This is a genomic window from Pseudomonas sp. RIT411 (genome assembly GCF_003057735.2).
Taxonomy (GTDB): domain Bacteria; phylum Pseudomonadota; class Gammaproteobacteria; order Pseudomonadales; family Pseudomonadaceae; genus Chryseomonas; species Chryseomonas oryzihabitans.
Genome location: NZ_QBIZ02000007.1, coordinates 20721 through 36902 on the forward strand (window position 1 = coordinate 20721; position 16182 = coordinate 36902).

At 64.7% G+C, this 16182-nt stretch carries 18 protein-coding genes; 9 read left to right on the plus strand and 9 right to left on the minus strand.

All coding sequences use genetic code 11. The annotated features are described in order from the left end of the window. Position 1: 1 nt before the first annotated feature. Both DBY63_RS11845 and DBY63_RS11850 read right to left on the minus strand, forming a co-directional pair. Positions 2 to 1249: a dienelactone hydrolase family protein gene (locus tag DBY63_RS11845; RefSeq protein ID WP_108582174.1), complete on the minus strand. Its 1248-nt coding sequence runs from the start codon at positions 1247 to 1249 to the stop codon at positions 2 to 4. Positions 1250 to 1414: 165 nt separating this feature from the next. Beyond that, a complete protein-coding gene (locus DBY63_RS11850; RefSeq protein WP_108582173.1) occupies positions 1415 to 2296 on the minus strand; it encodes a LysR family transcriptional regulator in 882 nt (293 codons plus the stop codon). A gap of 121 nt (positions 2297 to 2417) precedes the next feature. Between DBY63_RS11850 and DBY63_RS11855 the strand changes: the two genes are divergently transcribed. The 9 genes from DBY63_RS11855 to DBY63_RS11900 all read left to right on the plus strand — a co-directional run bounded on the left by DBY63_RS11855 (position 2418) and on the right by DBY63_RS11900 (position 11486). Beyond that, on the plus strand, positions 2418 to 3560 hold the full coding sequence (locus tag DBY63_RS11855) for a muconate cycloisomerase family protein (protein WP_108582172.1): 1143 nt from the start codon (positions 2418 to 2420) through the stop codon (positions 3558 to 3560). A gap of 23 nt (positions 3561 to 3583) precedes the next feature. Beyond that, complete coding sequence (catC, locus tag DBY63_RS11860) at positions 3584 to 3874, plus strand: muconolactone Delta-isomerase (protein ID WP_027597809.1); 291 nt, start codon at positions 3584 to 3586, stop codon at positions 3872 to 3874. 36 nt (positions 3875 to 3910) lie between these two features. Beyond that, the gene (catA, locus tag DBY63_RS11865) at positions 3911 to 4846 is read left to right on the plus strand and encodes a catechol 1,2-dioxygenase (protein WP_108582194.1); all 936 of its coding nucleotides are present in this window, start codon (positions 3911 to 3913) and stop codon (positions 4844 to 4846) included. 158 nt (positions 4847 to 5004) lie between these two features. Beyond that, positions 5005 to 5739, plus strand: coding sequence for an SDR family oxidoreductase (locus tag DBY63_RS11870; protein ID WP_027597807.1), 735 nt, complete (start codon positions 5005 to 5007; stop codon positions 5737 to 5739). A 198-nt stretch (positions 5740 to 5937) separates the two neighbouring features. Beyond that, on the plus strand, positions 5938 to 7173 hold the full coding sequence (gene zigA / locus DBY63_RS11875; RefSeq protein WP_108582171.1) for a zinc metallochaperone GTPase ZigA: 1236 nt from the start codon (positions 5938 to 5940) through the stop codon (positions 7171 to 7173). Positions 7174 to 7187: 14 nt separating this feature from the next. After that, a complete protein-coding gene (gene folE2, locus DBY63_RS11880; RefSeq protein WP_108582170.1) occupies positions 7188 to 8093 on the plus strand; it encodes a GTP cyclohydrolase FolE2 in 906 nt (301 codons plus the stop codon). A 113-nt stretch (positions 8094 to 8206) separates the two neighbouring features. Continuing rightward, positions 8207 to 8470: a hypothetical protein gene (locus tag DBY63_RS11885; protein WP_108582169.1), complete on the plus strand. Its 264-nt coding sequence runs from the start codon at positions 8207 to 8209 to the stop codon at positions 8468 to 8470. Between the two features lie 267 nt (positions 8471 to 8737). After that, positions 8738 to 9319, plus strand: a complete 582-nt coding sequence (locus tag DBY63_RS11890) for a hypothetical protein (RefSeq protein WP_027601141.1) — start codon at positions 8738 to 8740, stop codon at positions 9317 to 9319. Between the two features lie 1321 nt (positions 9320 to 10640). Further along, complete coding sequence (locus tag DBY63_RS11900; RefSeq protein ID WP_108582193.1) at positions 10641 to 11486, plus strand: cell division protein; 846 nt, start codon at positions 10641 to 10643, stop codon at positions 11484 to 11486. Positions 11487 to 11674: 188 nt separating this feature from the next. On the opposite strand, the gene DBY63_RS11905 is transcribed toward DBY63_RS11900, so the two are convergent. The 7 genes from DBY63_RS11905 to DBY63_RS11945 form a co-directional block, all read right to left on the minus strand. After that, the gene (locus DBY63_RS11905) at positions 11675 to 12112 is read right to left on the minus strand and encodes a hypothetical protein (protein ID WP_146750247.1); all 438 of its coding nucleotides are present in this window, start codon (positions 12110 to 12112) and stop codon (positions 11675 to 11677) included. 1115 nt (positions 12113 to 13227) lie between these two features. Further along, entirely contained in the window at positions 13228 to 13494 is a 267-nt protein-coding gene (locus tag DBY63_RS11920; protein WP_108582164.1) for a hypothetical protein, read from the minus strand. Then, positions 13491 to 13901 (minus strand): hypothetical protein, encoded by a 411-nt coding sequence (locus DBY63_RS11925; RefSeq protein ID WP_108582163.1) that lies wholly within the window; start codon positions 13899 to 13901, stop codon positions 13491 to 13493. The genes DBY63_RS11920 and DBY63_RS11925 overlap by 4 nt, the downstream gene beginning before the upstream one ends. Further along, positions 13901 to 14374, minus strand: coding sequence for a hypothetical protein (locus DBY63_RS11930; RefSeq protein ID WP_108582162.1), 474 nt, complete (start codon positions 14372 to 14374; stop codon positions 13901 to 13903). The genes DBY63_RS11925 and DBY63_RS11930 overlap by 1 nt, the downstream gene beginning before the upstream one ends. 114 nt (positions 14375 to 14488) lie before the next feature. Beyond that, complete coding sequence (locus tag DBY63_RS11935) at positions 14489 to 14689, minus strand: hypothetical protein (protein WP_108582161.1); 201 nt, start codon at positions 14687 to 14689, stop codon at positions 14489 to 14491. A 10-nt stretch (positions 14690 to 14699) separates the two neighbouring features. Next, positions 14700 to 15185: a hypothetical protein gene (locus DBY63_RS11940; protein WP_177411446.1), complete on the minus strand. Its 486-nt coding sequence runs from the start codon at positions 15183 to 15185 to the stop codon at positions 14700 to 14702. A 2-nt stretch (positions 15186 to 15187) separates the two neighbouring features. Beyond that, on the minus strand, positions 15188 to 16132 hold the full coding sequence (locus DBY63_RS11945; RefSeq protein WP_108582160.1) for a pyocin knob domain-containing protein: 945 nt from the start codon (positions 16130 to 16132) through the stop codon (positions 15188 to 15190). Between the last annotated feature and the right edge of the window lie 50 nt (positions 16133 to 16182).

The following is a 16182-nucleotide window of genomic DNA, read 5'->3' on the forward strand; positions in this document are numbered from 1 at the left end:
CTCACTCCTCGATGGACTTGCCGGCGCTGGAAGTCCAGCTCGGCATCAGGGTGTTGGATGGCAGCGTCTCGTCGAGCAGCTTGTGCGCGGTCTCCACACCGACCACCGGCAGGCCCTCGGGGTCGAGCAGGCCGATCTGCACCAGCACGCTGGCCTGATCCCAATAGATGTGCTCGTGGTAGAGCTTGGGCCCGCGGAACTTCACCACCCCCAGCATGGGGATCTCGACGTAGCGACCGGTGGGCGCCACGCCGGGCAGCATCCAGTCGATGGGCTCGTCATGGGTGAAGCTCATGATGAACTCGTCGACGATCTGCGAGGCGCCCACGGTGCGCGAGAGCGGCGTGAGCTTCATGTCCCTGGGGTTGCCGTGCACGAAGTGGTAGCGATAGAAACGCGCCAGTTCGCGATAGCCGACCCCGCCTGTCATGGTCGGGATATGGTTGACGTAGGGCTCGGGCACCATGGTGGCCATGGTCGCCGGCACGTCGCGGGTATCGAATTCGTGGCGGATATGTTCTTCCCACAGCGCCGAGAGGTTGTAGTCCGGGCCGATGGTGCGGCGCAGCGCGGCGATGGTGCGCTCATGGGCCAGCAGCGCGGCGGGCTTGTCGTAGTGATGGCCAGCCGGCCGGGCGAAGGCATGGTCGACGCCGGGGTAGACATAGCCTTCCGTGACCGGCACCGTGGCCAGGGCGGCGAGGATGGCCTCCCGCGCCGGTTCCGGACAGAACTGGTCGGCTTCGGCGAAGTGCAGGACCAGCCGGCCGCGCAGTCCTTCCAATTCCCCCAGGGCCTTCTCGATACCGACGCCGTAGTAGCCGACGGCGCAGGCCACCTGGGGCAGTCGACAGGCCGCCAGGTAGGCCAGCTTGCCGCCCAGGCAGTAACCCACCACACCCAGGCCGGCGTCGCTCACCTCGGGACGACTGCGCAGATGGTCGAGGGCGGCGCCGATGTCCACCACCCCCAGGTTCTCGTCGAAGGCCTGGTGGTGGCCGTAGGCCTTTTCGAAATCCTCCGGGGTGTAGCCCAATTCGATGCGCGGCGCCTGACGCCAGTAGAGATCGGGCACCAGCACGCTGTAACCCTCCTCGCCCAGTTGGTCGGCCACGGCGCGCATGGCGGCGTTGACGCCGAAGATCTCCTGGCACAGGACGATGCCCGGACCGCGACCGTCGATGGAGGGCACGAAGTAGGCGTCGAAGGCGCCGGACGGCGCAGGTACGTGGATATAGGATCCGGTCATCGCAAGAGACTCCAGGTTGCTCAGGTCTGGAATCATCTTCGGCGTGGTTCCCGCTGCGGGGCTGTCCGCAGACTGCCGCGACCATCCCCTTGGCGCAGCTAATTACGCGGCGGCCGCCACCCGGGCGTCGGGCGAATCCCGCCCAGGCCACGGCTGGCCGGGGCTTCAGGCCTGTTGCGCAGCGGTCTCCTGCACCAGCGCCAGACAATGCGCCAGCAGCGGCGAACGATCGCCGGCCCGGTAGCTGATGACGATGGGCGAGACCGCCTGGGTATCGCTCAGGGAGACGTAGTCGATGTCGTCGCGGTGCAGCCGGCGCACCGAGGCCGGCACCAGGGTGATCCCCAGTCCGGCCGCCACCAGGCCGATGGCCGTCTGCAATTCGTTGGCCCACTGCGCCACGCGGATGTTCAATCCTTCGCGGGCGAACAGCGCCAGCACATGGTCGGCGTAACTGGGTCGCGGCGCGGAGGGATAGAGCACGAAGGGCTCTTGCGCCAGGCGTGCCAGACTCACCGGCGCGCCCAGCAGCGGATGCCCGGCCGGCAGCACCGCCACCAGCGGGTCCTCGTGCAACACCTCCTGTACCACCGCGGCATCCTCGATGCGGATGCGACCGAAACCGATGTCGATGCGTCCGCTCTTGAGCGCCTCCACCTGCTGCAGGGTGATCAGCTCGGACAGCCCCAGCTCCAGCCCGGCATCGGTGCGCAGTCGGCGGATCAGTTCCGGCAGGGCGCCATAGAGGGTGGACGGCGCGAATCCGATGCCCAGCCAGCGCTTGCGCCCCTCGGCCACCCGCCGGGTGCCGTCGCGTACCTCGTCCAGCTGCGCCAGCAAGCGACTGCCGTGTTCCTGGAAATAGCGCCCGGCCTCGGTGAGGCGCAAGGGCCGGCCGCGCTCCAGCAGGCTCACCCCCAGCTCTTCTTCCAGTTGCTGGATCTGCCGGCTGAGCGGCGGCTGGGCCATGTGCAGGCGTTCGGCCGCGCGGGTGAAGTTGAGGGTCTCCGCCAAGGCCAGGAAATACCTCAGATGCCGCAGCTCCATCATACCTCCAGGGTATCGTAGAACACGCAACGGATATTGGACTGCCGGGGAGGCAACTCGCAAGCTGAAAGCCGTCCCTACAAGAACGCGCGGCAACGACCGCCCCTGATGGATTTGGCCCATGATCAGCATCGAACGCCTGGACACCTGCCTCGTCGACCTGCCCACCATCCGCCCGCACAAGCTGGCCATGCATACCCTGCAGCGGCAGACCCTGGTGCTGTTGCGCCTGACCTGCAGCGACGGCAGCCAGGGCCTCGGCGAAGCCACTACCATCGGCGGCCTGGCCTACGCCGGGGAGAGCCCGGAAAGCATCAAGACCAACCTCGATACCTATCTGGCGCCCCTGGTGATCGGCCAGGACGCTGACAACCTCAATGCCGTGATGCAACGGGTCGAGCGCAGCGTGCGCGCCAATACCTTCGCCAAGTCGGCCCTGGAGACCGCTCTGCTCGACGCCCAGGGCCAGCGTCGCGGCCTGGGCCTCGCCGAACTGCTCGGCGGCCGGGTGCAACAGGGGCTGGAGGTGGCCTGGACCCTGGCCAGCGGCGACACCGCCAAGGACGTCGCCGAAGCCGAACGCATGCTCGAGCTGCGCCGCCATCGCCATTTCAAACTCAAGATCGGCGCGGCCGAACCGGCCCGGGACATCGCCCACGTGGTAGCCATCAAGCGCGCCCTGGGCGATCGCGCCAGCGTGCGGGTCGACGTCAACCAGGCCTGGAGCGAAGGCGTGGCCTTGCGCGCCTGCCAGGCCCTGGCCGACGCCGGGGTGGAGTTGATCGAACAGCCGGTGCCGCGCCATGACGTCCAGGCCCTGGCGCGGGTCAGCGCCCGCAGTCCGGCGCCGGTGATGGCCGACGAAGCCATCGAGAGCCTCCCCGACGCCTTCGCCCTGGCCCGTGCCGGTGCCGCCCCGGTATTCGCGCTCAAGATCGCCAAGACCGGCGGTCCGCGGGCGGTGCTCAAGGTCGCCCACCTGGCGCAGGCGGCCGGCATCGGCCTCTATGGCGGCACCATGCTCGAAGGCAGCATCGGCACCCTGGCCTCGGCCCATGCCTTCGCCACCCTGGAGCGGCTGGACTGGCACAGCGAGTTGTTCGGTCCACTGCTGCTCACCGAGGACATCCTCGTCGAGCCGCCGACCTATCGCGACTTCCAGCTGCTGCTACCCCAGGGTCCCGGCCTCGGCGTCAGCCTCGACGAAGACCGCCTCGCCCATTTCCGTCGCGATCGCAGCAGCCTCGCCGTCGCCACCGCCTGATCACGCCCCGTGGAGGATTCACCATGCTGTTCATGGTCCGCATGACCGTCAAACTGCCCCACGATCTGCCCGCCGCCGACGCCACGCGACTCAAGCAGGCGGAAAAGGAACTGGCCCAGGAGCTGCAGCGCCAGGGCACCTGGCGCCACCTCTGGCGGATCGCCGGGCTCTACGCCAACGTCAGCATCTTCGACGTGGCCGATACCCAGGCGCTGCACGATACTCTGCTGCAACTGCCGCTCTACCCCTATATGGAGATCGAGGTCACCGCCCTGTGCCGGCACCCCTCCTCCATCCACACCGACGACCGCTGATTGGCCACCCATAACAACAACACCGAGGATCGCTCCATGACCCTAGCCCTTTCCCAGACCGCCGATGTGCAGAAGTTCTTTGAAGTCGCCAGCGGCTTCGAGCAGGACGCCGGCAATCCGCGCCTCAAGACCATCGTGCACCGTATCCTCACCGACAGCATCCGCATGATCGAGGACCTGGAGGTGACGCCCGAGGAATTCTGGCAGGCGGTGAGCTACTTCAACGACCTGGGCGCGCGCCAGGAAGCCGGACTGCTGGTCGCCGGCCTCGGCCTGGAGCACTATCTGGATCTGCTGCTGGATGCCCAGGACGAACAGGCCGGCCGCACCGGTGGCACCCCGCGCACCATCGAAGGCCCGCTCTATGTGGCCGGTGCCCCTCTGTGCGAAGGCGAAGCCCGGCTCGATGATGGCCAGGACGCCGGCGTGCCGCTGTTCATGACCGGCCAGGTGCGCGACACCGAGGGTCGCCCGCTGGCCGGCGCCCTGGTGGACGTCTGGCACGCCAACACCGGCGGCACCTATTCCTACTTCGATCCGGCGCAGTCCGAATTCAACCTGCGCCGACGCATCCGCACCGACGCCGAGGGCCGCTACGCGTTCCGCAGCATCGTGCCCTCCGGCTATGGTTGCCCGCCGGACGGCCCCACCCAGCGCCTGCTCGACGGCCTCGGCCGCCATGGCCAGCGCCCGGCGCACATCCACTTTTTCATCTCCGCTCCCGGCCATCGCCACCTGACCACCCAGATCAACCTGGCCGGCGACCAGTACCTGCACGATGACTTCGCCTACGCCACCCGCGACGAACTCATCGCCGACATCCACTTCCACGACGACGCCAACGCCGCCCGCGCCCGTGGCCTCGACGGCAGCCAGTTCGCCGAAATCGACTTCGACTTCGAATTGCAGCCCGCCGAAGAACCCACCGCCGAGCAGCGCAGTGCCCGCCCGCGCGCCCTCGAAGAAGCCTGAAGGCACCCTGTCCTCATCGGTCCGCCGGTGAGGACAGGTCCATCGATTGCCCCACCTGTCCTGCTTGGGCATAGTGAACCGGCCTGCCAGACGCCGGAGTCACCCACCATGCCCGTCCTGTCGCCCCTCGTCCGCCCCGCTGCCTGCCGGGGTAGCCCATGACCCAGCGCACCATGCTGCTCACCGGCGCCAGTCGCGGAATCGGTCACGCCACGGTCAAGCTGTTCCGCAGCCTGGGCTGGCGTCTGCTCACCGTCTCCCGCCACCCGTTCTCCGAAGAATGCGCCTGGCCGGAAGCCCGCGACGCGCACATCCAGGCCGATCTCGCCGACCTCACCCAGATCGATCGCCTGGTCGCCACGGTCCGCGAGCGCCTGCCCAGCGGCAAGCTGGATGCCCTGGTCAACAATGCCGGCATCTCGCCCAAGGGGCCGGATGGCGGTCGCCTCGGGGTAGCCGCGTCGGATGCCGAGACCTGGACCCACGTCCTCAACGTCAATCTGGTCTCCACCGCCCTGCTGGCCCGCGCCCTGCTGCCGGAGCTTGAAGCCGCTCGAGGCAGCATCGTCAACGTCACCTCCATCGCCGGTTCGCGGGTGCATCCCTTCGCCGGAGTGGCCTATGCCGCCTCCAAGGCAGGCCTGGCCGCGCTGACCCGGGAACTGGCCCATGAATTCGGTCCCCGTGGCATCCGCGCCAACGCCATAGCACCGGGCGAGATCGCCACTTCCATCCTCTCGCCCGGTACCGATGGCCTGGTGGAAGCCGAGGTCCCGCTCAAGCGCCTGGGTACCCCCGACGAAGTGGCCGAGACCATCTACTTCCTCTGCAGCGAACGCTCCTGCTACATCAACGGTGCCGAGATCCATATCAACGGCGGTCAGCACGTCTAGTTGGCGCCTGTGACCGAGGGCAGTCCTCCTCGATCAATGGCGGGCGGCTCGAGTCACCCACCCGGTTAGCTGAAGAAGACGCCGGGCAGGGAACAGGTCCGTCTTTAACCTGCACTAAATGTTATGTTATAACGTGTTATAAAGTTCTGGAGCATCCCCTACAGGGACGCGCCCGCCCTACGACCTACCCTAGCCGTGATGACCATGACGACCCTAGCCAGCCTCCCCAGCCAGAAACTCCCTGTCACCGTGCTGTCCGGCTTTCTCGGCGCCGGCAAGACCACCCTGCTCAACCATATTCTCAACAACCGCGAAGGCCGGCGGGTGGCGGTCATCGTCAACGACATGTCCGAGGTCAACATCGACGCCGCCCTGGTCCGCGACGGCGGCGCCGAGTTGTCGCGCACCGAGGAAAAGCTGGTGGAGATGAGCAACGGCTGCATCTGCTGCACCCTGCGCGAAGACCTGCTACTGGAAGTCGAACGCCTCGCCCGCGAGGGCCGCTTCGATCAGCTGGTCATCGAATCCACCGGGATCTCCGAGCCCCTGCCCGTGGCCGAAACCTTCACCTTCGCCGGCGAAGACGGGCGCTGCCTGGGCGACGTCGCCCAGCTCGACACTCTGGTCACCGTGGTGGATGCCTTCAACTTCCTGCGCGACTACGCCTCCAGCGATCTGCTGGAATCCCGTGGCGAATCCCTCGGCGAGGAAGACGAGCGCACCGTGGTCGACCTGCTGATCGAGCAGATCGAATTCTGTGACGTCCTGGTGGTGAACAAGCTGGACCTCATCGAACCGGCGGAACGCGATCGGCTGCTGGCCATCCTGCGCAGCCTCAACCCCAGTGCGCGGCTGGAACTGGCGAGCTTTGGCGCCGTACCGCTGGAGCGGGTGCTGCAGACCGGACTCTTCGATTTCGATAAAGCCGCCCAGGCGCCGGGCTGGCTGCAGGAGCTGCGCGGCGAACATACCCCCGAGACCGAGGAATACGGCATCTCGAGCTTTGTCTATCACGCCCGCCGCCCCTTCCATCCCGAGCGCTTCTTCGCCCTGGTCGAGGGGGAATGGCCTGGCGTGATCCGCTCCAAGGGCTACTTCTGGCTGGCCAGCCATCCCGCCCATGCCGGTACCTGGTCCCAGGCCGGCGCCGTGGCTCGCCATGGCGTGGCCGGGCGCTGGTGGGCCGCGGTATCGCCCGAGCAGTGGCCGGAGGATGAAGAAACCGTCGCCCTCATCAAGGAGAAATGGCACGAGGCCGTCGGCGATGCTCGCCAGGAACTGGTACTCATCGGCATGGACATGGACGAAGCCGCCCTGCGCGCCCGCCTGGATGCCTGCCTGCTGACCGACAGTGAACTCGCCGCCGGCCCCGCGGCCTGGACACGCCTGCACAACCCCTTCAGCGACTGGCCCCAGGCCACCGATCCGCACTGAAGCGAGCCCTGCCCATGAACGCCATCCTGCCCGATGTCTCCCTCAGCGAGACCGCCACCCTGCCCGCCGCCCTCGACTGGGTCGGCATGCAGGGCATCGACCTGCCGATCCGCCTCGGCCAGGGCGAACTCGACGGCCTGCTGCCCGCCAGCGCCGACGTTCAGGTCGACCTGCCCGCGGCCACCGCCAAGGGCATCCATATGTCCCGGCTCTATCAACTGCTGGATCGCCTGGGCGGCGAAGCTCTCCTGACGCCCGAGCGCCTGCGTCTGCTGCTGAATGACATGGTCGCCAGCCACCGCAGCTGCGACTCCCGCGCCGCCCGCCTGCGGCTGGATTTCGCCCTGCTGATCCGCCGCCCCGCCCTGATGACCCCCGAATTGAGCGGCTGGAAACGCTATCCCGTGCGCCTGGAAGCCAGTTGGGTGGCTGGGGTATTCCAGCTCAGCGCGCGCGTCGAGATCCTCTACTCTTCCACCTGCCCCTGCTCCGCCGCCCTGTCCCGGCAACTGATCGAACGGGCCTTTCTGGCCGAACACGGGACCACCACGCAGCTCGATCCCGCCACCGTCGCCCACTGGCTGAGCCGTCACGCCTCCCTGGCCACCCCGCACAGCCAGCGCAGCCTGGCCCGGGTACGGATCAGCCTGCCGGCCGGGGCAGTCGACTTCGGCTTGCTGCCCCTGATCGACCAGTGCGAACAGGCCCTGGGCACGCCGGTGCAGACCGCCGTCAAGCGCGCCGACGAACAGGCCTTCGCCGCGCTAAATGGCAGAAACCTGATGTTCGTCGAGGACGCCGCCCGCCGCCTGCTGGTCGCCCTGCGTGACAGCTACCGGGACGTGAGCCTCCAGGTGCGCCATTTGGAGAGTCTGCATCCGCACGATGCGTCCGCCTGGGCCTCCAGCTCGCCCGCTTGAACAGGGCGTCTCTGCAGCTTTCCTTTCAAAACGGCCGCTTTACCGCTTTACTGCAAACGAAGCGGTCGCTCTGGACGGCCACTCCCTCTCTCTCGATTCAGGAGCGCTTCTCGATGAAATCCCGCCTTACCGCAGCAGCCATGACCGTTTTGCTGAGTGTCCTCGCCACAGGTGTCGCGCTGGCCGAAAGCCCGGTGGAAAAGAGCATCCGCCAGGACGGCCGGGACGTGAGCAAGGACGCCCGCCACGACCGCAAGGAAGTCGACAAGGGTGCGGCCCATGCCGCCGACGAAGCCGACCGCACCGATACCCACCTGGACGAGGAACGCCACCGCGAAGACAAGAAGGTGGACAAGGAATACAAGAAGACGCTGTAGCCCGCCCGGGTCGGGGCAGAGCCTGGGGACTGTCTTATCATTGAGCGCTGTGCCTTCCCTTGAGGCTGCGTGAGTCCCCGCCACTGAAAGGCAGGTAATCCCCTGGCCTGCCTACCCCACTGATAAGCGTGCCAGGCGCATCCACCCGGCTGCGGAGCCCGGCAATCGACTCGTGGCCATCCAGATATTTAGTGACCTGCATCACATTATTTTGGCATGACGGAGCTGATGGCTTAGACTGCGCGCCTCTCGAAAAAGGAGTTTCGCATGAAGCCGTCCCATCTCTTGTTCATCACCTTCGCTGCGCTGCAACTGGCCGGTTGCGCCATCGGCCAGAAGATCGACTACCGCCAGACCGCCCCGCAACTCACCGTCAAGGCCGACAAGCCGGTCGCCGTCGCGGTACTCGATGAGCGCCCCTATGTAGTCGCCCAGAACAAGGACGCCACCTACGTCGGCAACATCCGCGGTCTCTACTACAACCCCTGGAGCGTCCGCACCTACAGCGGCAGCCCCCTCTCCGCCGACCTGCAGGATGCCGTGCAAAAGGCCCTCGCCCGCGCCGCCATCACCGCCATGCCCAGCCAGGCCAGCGACCGCGCGCCCCAGGGCCAGAAGCTGCTGGTGCTGAAACTGCGGGAATGGAAATCCGACGCCTACATGCGCGTCCGCTTCGACTATGATGTCATCACCCAGGTCCTCGACGACCAGGGCAAGCTGCTCGCCAGCGACGAGATCAAAGGCAGCGGCCCGACCAACAACGTCATCCTTTCGGGCACCCAGGTCCTGACCAACGCCATCGACGCACCGGCCATCGCTGCCGCCCTGGCCAAGGGCAACACGCCCTGACTGGGACGCTGCTCCTCGGCCTGGAAAAAGCCCGCCTCGCGCGGGCTTTTTCATGTCCAGATGCTGGAACTGGATCCGCAGCGGAGCGTATCGCACGGCCATCGTTACGAGCGCCGCGGCGCACGAGGGGTTTCGGCCGAGTTGCAGTCATCGGCGGCGGTGGCATGTCAGTACAAAGCCGTCAGACAGGATAGCGGGCGAAACCGGTATTCAACTGAGCTGAGCGCAACGCTCAGCTGTGGATTGCGGTATCGCGCTGAATAGCGACGCCTTACCGCGGTGACGGGGGCCTGGGTTGATCGCGAAAACCTAATGCCTCCGCACTTCTGCCGCCTGCGGTTGTCAGACCACCTCATTCGACGTGGACCCGGGCTAGGCAAGCAACATGAATGCGCCTGTGAAAGAACAGAAGGTAATCAATGCGATTGCCATAGGAACCTGCGTAGCAGCAATGGTCTTGCTGTTGAGCTTCGCTGAAGCCACAATCGCGGCCAATAGCTGGGTACCGCAGCCCAGTACCGAAACTGAAAAGGATATTTCAGTTGCGCTATCAATTGACAAGGACAGTGACGCTCTTCGAGTCGAGGCTCCACGGCCGGCTAAATAGCGTCCCGCTTAAATCTGTACTCATTCGTCCACGATCGCTGGCCAGCGATCAGGGCCTACTGGCGCTCACCCTGGGTGCCATGTGTATCGGGTTGGCAACCATCTTCGTGGTGGCCATGGTGGCCTGCTGACGATGGCGCGTGACCAGGGTCGTCAGCTTCAGCGGATGACCGATAGTTTGACGATGCTTGGCACGTCCTGACTCAGGCCGTTCTGCCTGCTCATCTCAAAAGGCAGTTCCCCACGATCGCACTCAGCTCGGCCCTGGCTCTCGTTCGGAGGCCAGGGTTGCCACGATGCTCACCCTCATCAAGTCGAGGGCTATAGGAGGTCAGGCATCGGCGCTGTTCCGAAAGAACTTCGGAACAGCTCTTTTTTCTCGCCCGAGTGCTCTTGAAATTCGACCCTGCAGACAGCAAAAAGCCCCGTAAGAACGGGGCTTCGCAGATGGCGGAAGCGCAGAGATTCGAACTCTGGGACCCTTGCGAGTCGGCGGTTTTCAAGACCGTTACATAAAGTCAGTCTTGTTGCCGCCTGAAGCCCTATTCGCGTTCCGATACTTTCCCAAGACTGCCCCGCTACAACCCGCATGAATGCTGGATAGCACCTTCCGGTTTCGGAACTGATCTTGAGGCCCTTCTCGGCAATCTATGCCTGTGGATCAGAACCCCTGCTACCCTGAACGGAAAGCCTAATGCAAGGGAGTGTCATAGTCATGGATCAGCCTGCGACCAGCAGAAATATCCCTCTTCCAATCCAGAGGGAGGTTCGACAGCGTTGTGGTTTCGGATGCGTGATCTGCGGCATGCCCCTTTATGAGTATGAGCACATGGAGGAGTGGGCCGAGGTTCATCGCCATGTCGCAGCCGAGATCACGCTTCTTTGCGATCACCATCACCGCGAGAAGACCAATGGGCTTCTTCCAAAGGAAGCAGTCCGAGCGGCTAACGCCGACCCCTACAACCTCCGCGAGGGAGCGTCGAAACCCTATTCGCTTCATTTTTCTGGGACGGAGGCGACAGTCGAAATAGGGGGGAATTCATTCACATGCCAGGACGGTGGACATGGCACAGAGATGATTCCGCTGCTGATAGACAACACTCCTTTGGTGGGCATCATCCTGTCCGATGGCCATTTCCTGTTGAACGTCGTCATCTTCGACGAGTGCAATATCCCCGTGCTGCACATCAGGAACAATCAGCTCGTCTATTCGACCGATCCTTGGGACATACAACTCGTTGGCACAACGCTAACCCTTAGGGAGAAGGCTGGGAAAATCCTTATTGAGTTCGTGTTCCTGCCACCCAACAAGGTGCGGGTCGTCCGCGGACGATTCTTGAGGAATGGAGTTGAGGTTCTGGTTCGACCAGAAAATATATTGGTCACCAACAACTCAACCTTCATCTCTGGCTGCAGGGCACACAATTGCCATGGCGGTCTCATCATCGGCCACACCGACAAGCCTATAGGTGGGTTCATGGCTATTCGAGGTGTATCCAGATACCTAGGTAATCGAAAAGAGGCATTGAGGTTCGAGAAACAGTGCTTGAACTCCCAGTAAGGCATCAAGGCCTGGAATGCAATGGTAAATCAGGCGAAACCCAGCTAGCTCAAGGGTTACAGACCGAAAACGGCCTATTCAGATAGGTCGTTTTACTGCTCGATACTTTCCTTTGCTGACGCATACTTACGCGCCAGTTTTGGGGAAGGCTTTTCCCCTCCTCCGGCGTTCTGCCGACACCCAATCCCCTACCGTTTTCCCTGCAGCCAACTGACTTGGCTGCGCAGCCGATCGGCGTCCATCTTCTCGTCGACGGCCATCGCCCTGGCCGCGGCCAGCTCCTGGCGAAGGTGCTCGTTCTCCTTCTGGGTGACGTTCACCACCAGCAGCAGCTCGTGATACTTCATGTCGATCTCTTCCAGCGACGGCGCCGGTGCTCCATCACCTCCCCCGGCCATCCACTTCTGCACGCTGAGCTGCTTGAACCCCCGGACGATGCGAACCTCAGTCCACAGCTGGTCGCGCTCGGCCAGCACCTTCAGCAGGTTCTGGCGTAGGCGAGCCATGATGCCGCGCATGATCGCGATCTCCTCGACGTAGAGGTCGCGCTGATTCCTGATCATCTCCAGGCAGTCAGGGTCGAAGTCGTCGCCCCCGAAGCTGCCGAACTCGTCGACTTGTTCCATGGCAAAGCCCAATACTGTTTTTATATACAGTATTAAAGCCGCATTGCTCCAGCAAGCTTGACAGCGACGAGCGGCATTCACTGGCAACTGGCCACCGCCGCGTTCAGCTCCCTTTCGTACCCGATCCGCTGTCGGCGCTCAGTTAGCAGCGCCCTCGCCTTTACCTCCAGGCGTCCTCCTTGCAAGCCCCAGCCTGATAGCCCATGAAGCCAAGCGGTGGCACTCGCTTGATCACGCCGGGTCTACCAAGCCCCACGCTGGCTCTTCTAGCCATCTTCTCAGAGGTGGCTATGGCCATTAACGAAGGCGACTACCACACTCGCATCTTGCTCCTTCAATACCTGAACATCAGCATGGTAATGGACCAGGCCCGCGCTGATCCGGCAGTGTTGGCCAAGCTTATTGCACGGCTGGAGTCGCGCGGTGAAGACAACCTAACTCCCCAGGAGAAGGACTTACTCCAATGGGGACGATCAACCGAACACATACAGGGTAAGGAATGACTGACAGAGAGCTCACGCTTGCCATGGTGATTCTGCTGGTCGCAGTTGGGATATTGGCGGGCCTCCTATGCGCTGCAGTGCAGGGACGTTGGTAGTTCTCACCAAAACGTATTGGCCCTCCTATCCGGGTCGGTTGCGATGCCGCGCTGGCTAGTCCTGATGGTCCTTTGTCGTACAGGTGATGTCTCGAGTTGCTTTTGTCGCACTTGAGGCACATCCTCATTCAAGCGCACGTACCTGGCTCAACTCTCCTGAAATTGATCCGATCCGCTTCGTGTGCCGTAACCTCCTAGGCAGCCGACCTGAAGCACTCGCTCGGCTGAGCCTGTCTGCCTGCGCTTGAGGGGAGCTGCTCGCGGCTCCCCTCTCACCTTTGCAAGGCGGTTACCATGGCCAACGGGTTCGAACTCCAGTTGCAGTTGATAATGAACAGGTCGATGGTTCTGGACATGGCCGTAGCTAACGCACGGAGAGATCCTGAGCTACTACGACGAATGATCACCAACTTGAAATGCAGGATGGCGGTGAAGCCTACAGATGACGACGTGGCTCTGCTTCGATGGGCGCAGGCAATGCTCGTGATACATCACCTGAGAGACTGTGAAGATAGGGTTACTGGCAGCTCGTAATTGCCGCCTGTAGCTCTGTAATATAGCCCTTCGCCTGCCGGCGCTCAGCCAGCAGCGCCCGCACCTTCACCTCTAGGGCGTCCTCCCTCCGAAGTCCATCCGCCGCCCAGGCCGGCACTGCCGGCTCCTTCACCCGGCACGGCACCTGGACCGGCACCTCTACGCGCACCACACGCGGCTCAGGCTCGGCAACGGGCTGGGCGCCGCACCCCGCCAGCGCGATCAGCATCCCCACGATGATCCACCTCATAGCCCTAGCTCCTTGTCGATGATGGCCGCGGCGGCCTTCGCCGGGTCGCCGCCAGTGCGCTCCTGCTGCAGGCGGTTGGCTGCCTGATAGTCCTCGCCGGCGGCCTTGGCGGCCTGCTGCTGGATCGGCTCGGCATCCTTGGCGCGCTTCTCGGCGGCCAGGCGGAGATCGGCCAGCGCCTGGTTCTGCTGCCCGACCTGCCCTTCCAGCGTGCTGCTGGTGGTGCGACAGGACGCCAGGGTGCTGGCCGAGGCCTCCGCTGCTCTCGTCTTGGCGTCGACGATGGGCCGGTAGTGGCCGGCGGTGAGCCAGTAGGCCACCCCGCCGCCGATCACTCCGCCCAGGCCGAGCAGGACGACAACGGCGACCGCGATCACGGCCGCCCTGTACTGCTCGAGCGCGACCATCACTGCACCGCGGCCAGGGCCTGGGCGTAGATCGCCTCCCAGGTCTGGGGGTGCGGCTTGCCCGGGCGCCAGACGCGGGCGTACAGGTCCCAGGCTTCCTGTACCTGGCCCAGGGCCGGCAGCGGCTTGGGGTCGGTCCACAGCAGCAGGCGGGCGAAGGCCGCGGCCAGGACGTCGTCGCGCTCCAAGGCCTCATAGACCGCCGGGGCGGTGGGCTCCACATCGCGAGCAGCACAGACCTTCAGCGCGTGCGGCCGGCTGGCTGAATGGGTCAGCACGCCGCGGACGCCGCCGGCCTGCTCGAACTGCCACAGTCCCCGGGCCGGGCCGCCGATCTGGCGCCGGAATTGGAGGCGAGATTCCTGCAGGCCGATGCCCAGCAGCATGACGGTGGCGCGCTTCCCAGCCATCTTGGCAGGCAGCAGAGCGAAGGCCGGAGCGATGGCTCCGGTCTGGGTAGTGTCGAGAGCCATAGCTTTCTCCAGGCGAAAAAATACCCGCGCTTGGCGGGTTGGTTGTCCTCATGGTCTTGAGGATTACAGCGGCCAGGACGGCTATCCAGGCGTGATTCCTCGCGCTCGTGAGGATCAGTTAGCGGGATCGGCCTTGATGGCAGCGGCGCTGACCTTCACCTCTGCTGTGAAACTCTTTAGCAGCTGGGCGGTGCGAACGGTCTGGCTCGGGTTGTTCGCCAGCAGGTTGTGGGCGAAGGCCTCGGCCTCTTCCTCGGTACCGAACTCGAAAGACGGATCGGGGTTGTAGAACGGTGCGAGCACGACATAGCGCATGGAGATACCCTCAGGCGGTCGGGTTGGATTGGCTCAGGCCAATGACAGTGGCCAACTGCTGCTGGAGCAGCTGCACCTGGGAGCGGAGGGAGCTGGTGGTTTCCTTCTCGGCCTGCAGTGCTGTCGCGGCATCGGCGCCGGCGCGCTGGACGGTTTCCAACTGCTGCTGAAGCTCGCGCACCTGCTCGGGCAGGCCGGCGCCCTGCTGCACTTTCAGAGCCAGCTCGTCGCGCTCGGTGGTCAGGGTGGACACCTGGGCCTGCAGAGTCTCGGCCTGGGTGAGCGCAGCGGCGGCGGCCTCACCGATCACGTCGGCCAGCTTCAGGCCGTTCTGACCCTCGGCCACCGCCAGCGGCAGCGCCTCGCCAATGGTGGCGCTGATGATCGCCTTGTCGCGCAGGATCTCGGTGATCTGGAGGTGGTGGGCGCCGATGGTGCCGTCGGCGTTGTGGCGGATGAGGGTTTCGTAGGGGCGAGTGCGTTCGGACAAGGACATGATCAGGATACCGTGGTGGTGGTGTTGATGATTTTCCAGTTGGTGCCGTCGCTGCGGCAGCGCTTGGCGCCGCCGGCGGCATCGGTCACGTCGATCTCGAAGCCGGTAAAGGCCGAGGCGCTGGGCAGGCTGGCCAGGGTGTACTGACCGACACGGACCGGGCCGCCACAGGTGACGGCGCCGGTGAAGACGGGCGTGTCGGAAAAGGCGAGCTCACGCCAGGGCTGCCAGGTGGCGTCGTGCTTGACCCTGACGAACGTCCGGCCACGCCCGCCTTGCCCGGTGCCTGCGCCGAAGACTTCGGTCGCGGTCTGGCGCAGGCGCGCGCCGGAACCGCCGACGCCATCGGTCTGCACTTCGAACGCGACGGGGGTGGATCCGGTGGCACCGTTCGAAGGCCAGTTGAGGGAGGCGCCGGTAGAGGCGCTGCCTTCGACGCGACAGAAGCCACCCACCACAGCATCGTTCAGGTTCAGGGTGCTGCCGCCGACCGCCGCGCTGCCGGCAAGCCCTGCTGCCGCGAGCCCGGTCAGGGTGGCGGCCTCCGCCCAGGCGCTCCAGCCACTCGCATTCAGGACGCGCGTGAACCGGCGGTTGCTGTTGAAATGCGTCCAGGTCTGAGTGGCCCGGTTCGCCACATCGCCCACCCCGTCGACCTGCAGGTATCCCGGATCAGCGATAGGGGCATTGGCCGCGGCGGCAGCGGTGAATACACGAAGGCCGGCGGTCTGGTGGGTATTGAGATCCGCGCTGTTCGCCGCCGCTGCGGTGAGGCCTATGCCGAACGCTCCGACCTCCATGATCTGGCCAGCGGCGGTACCTACCAGGCGACTTGCCGCATTGGTCGTATCGCTGAAGTTCTGATTGATCCGTCCGAATGCCGCACGCGCGGTATCGCCCTGGCTGCCATCGCTGGCCGAGCCGAAGTTGACTTGCTGTAGTGCCATGATTTCTCCAGGCATGAAAAAGCCCGCGCGCGGCGGGCTATTGGGTCAGA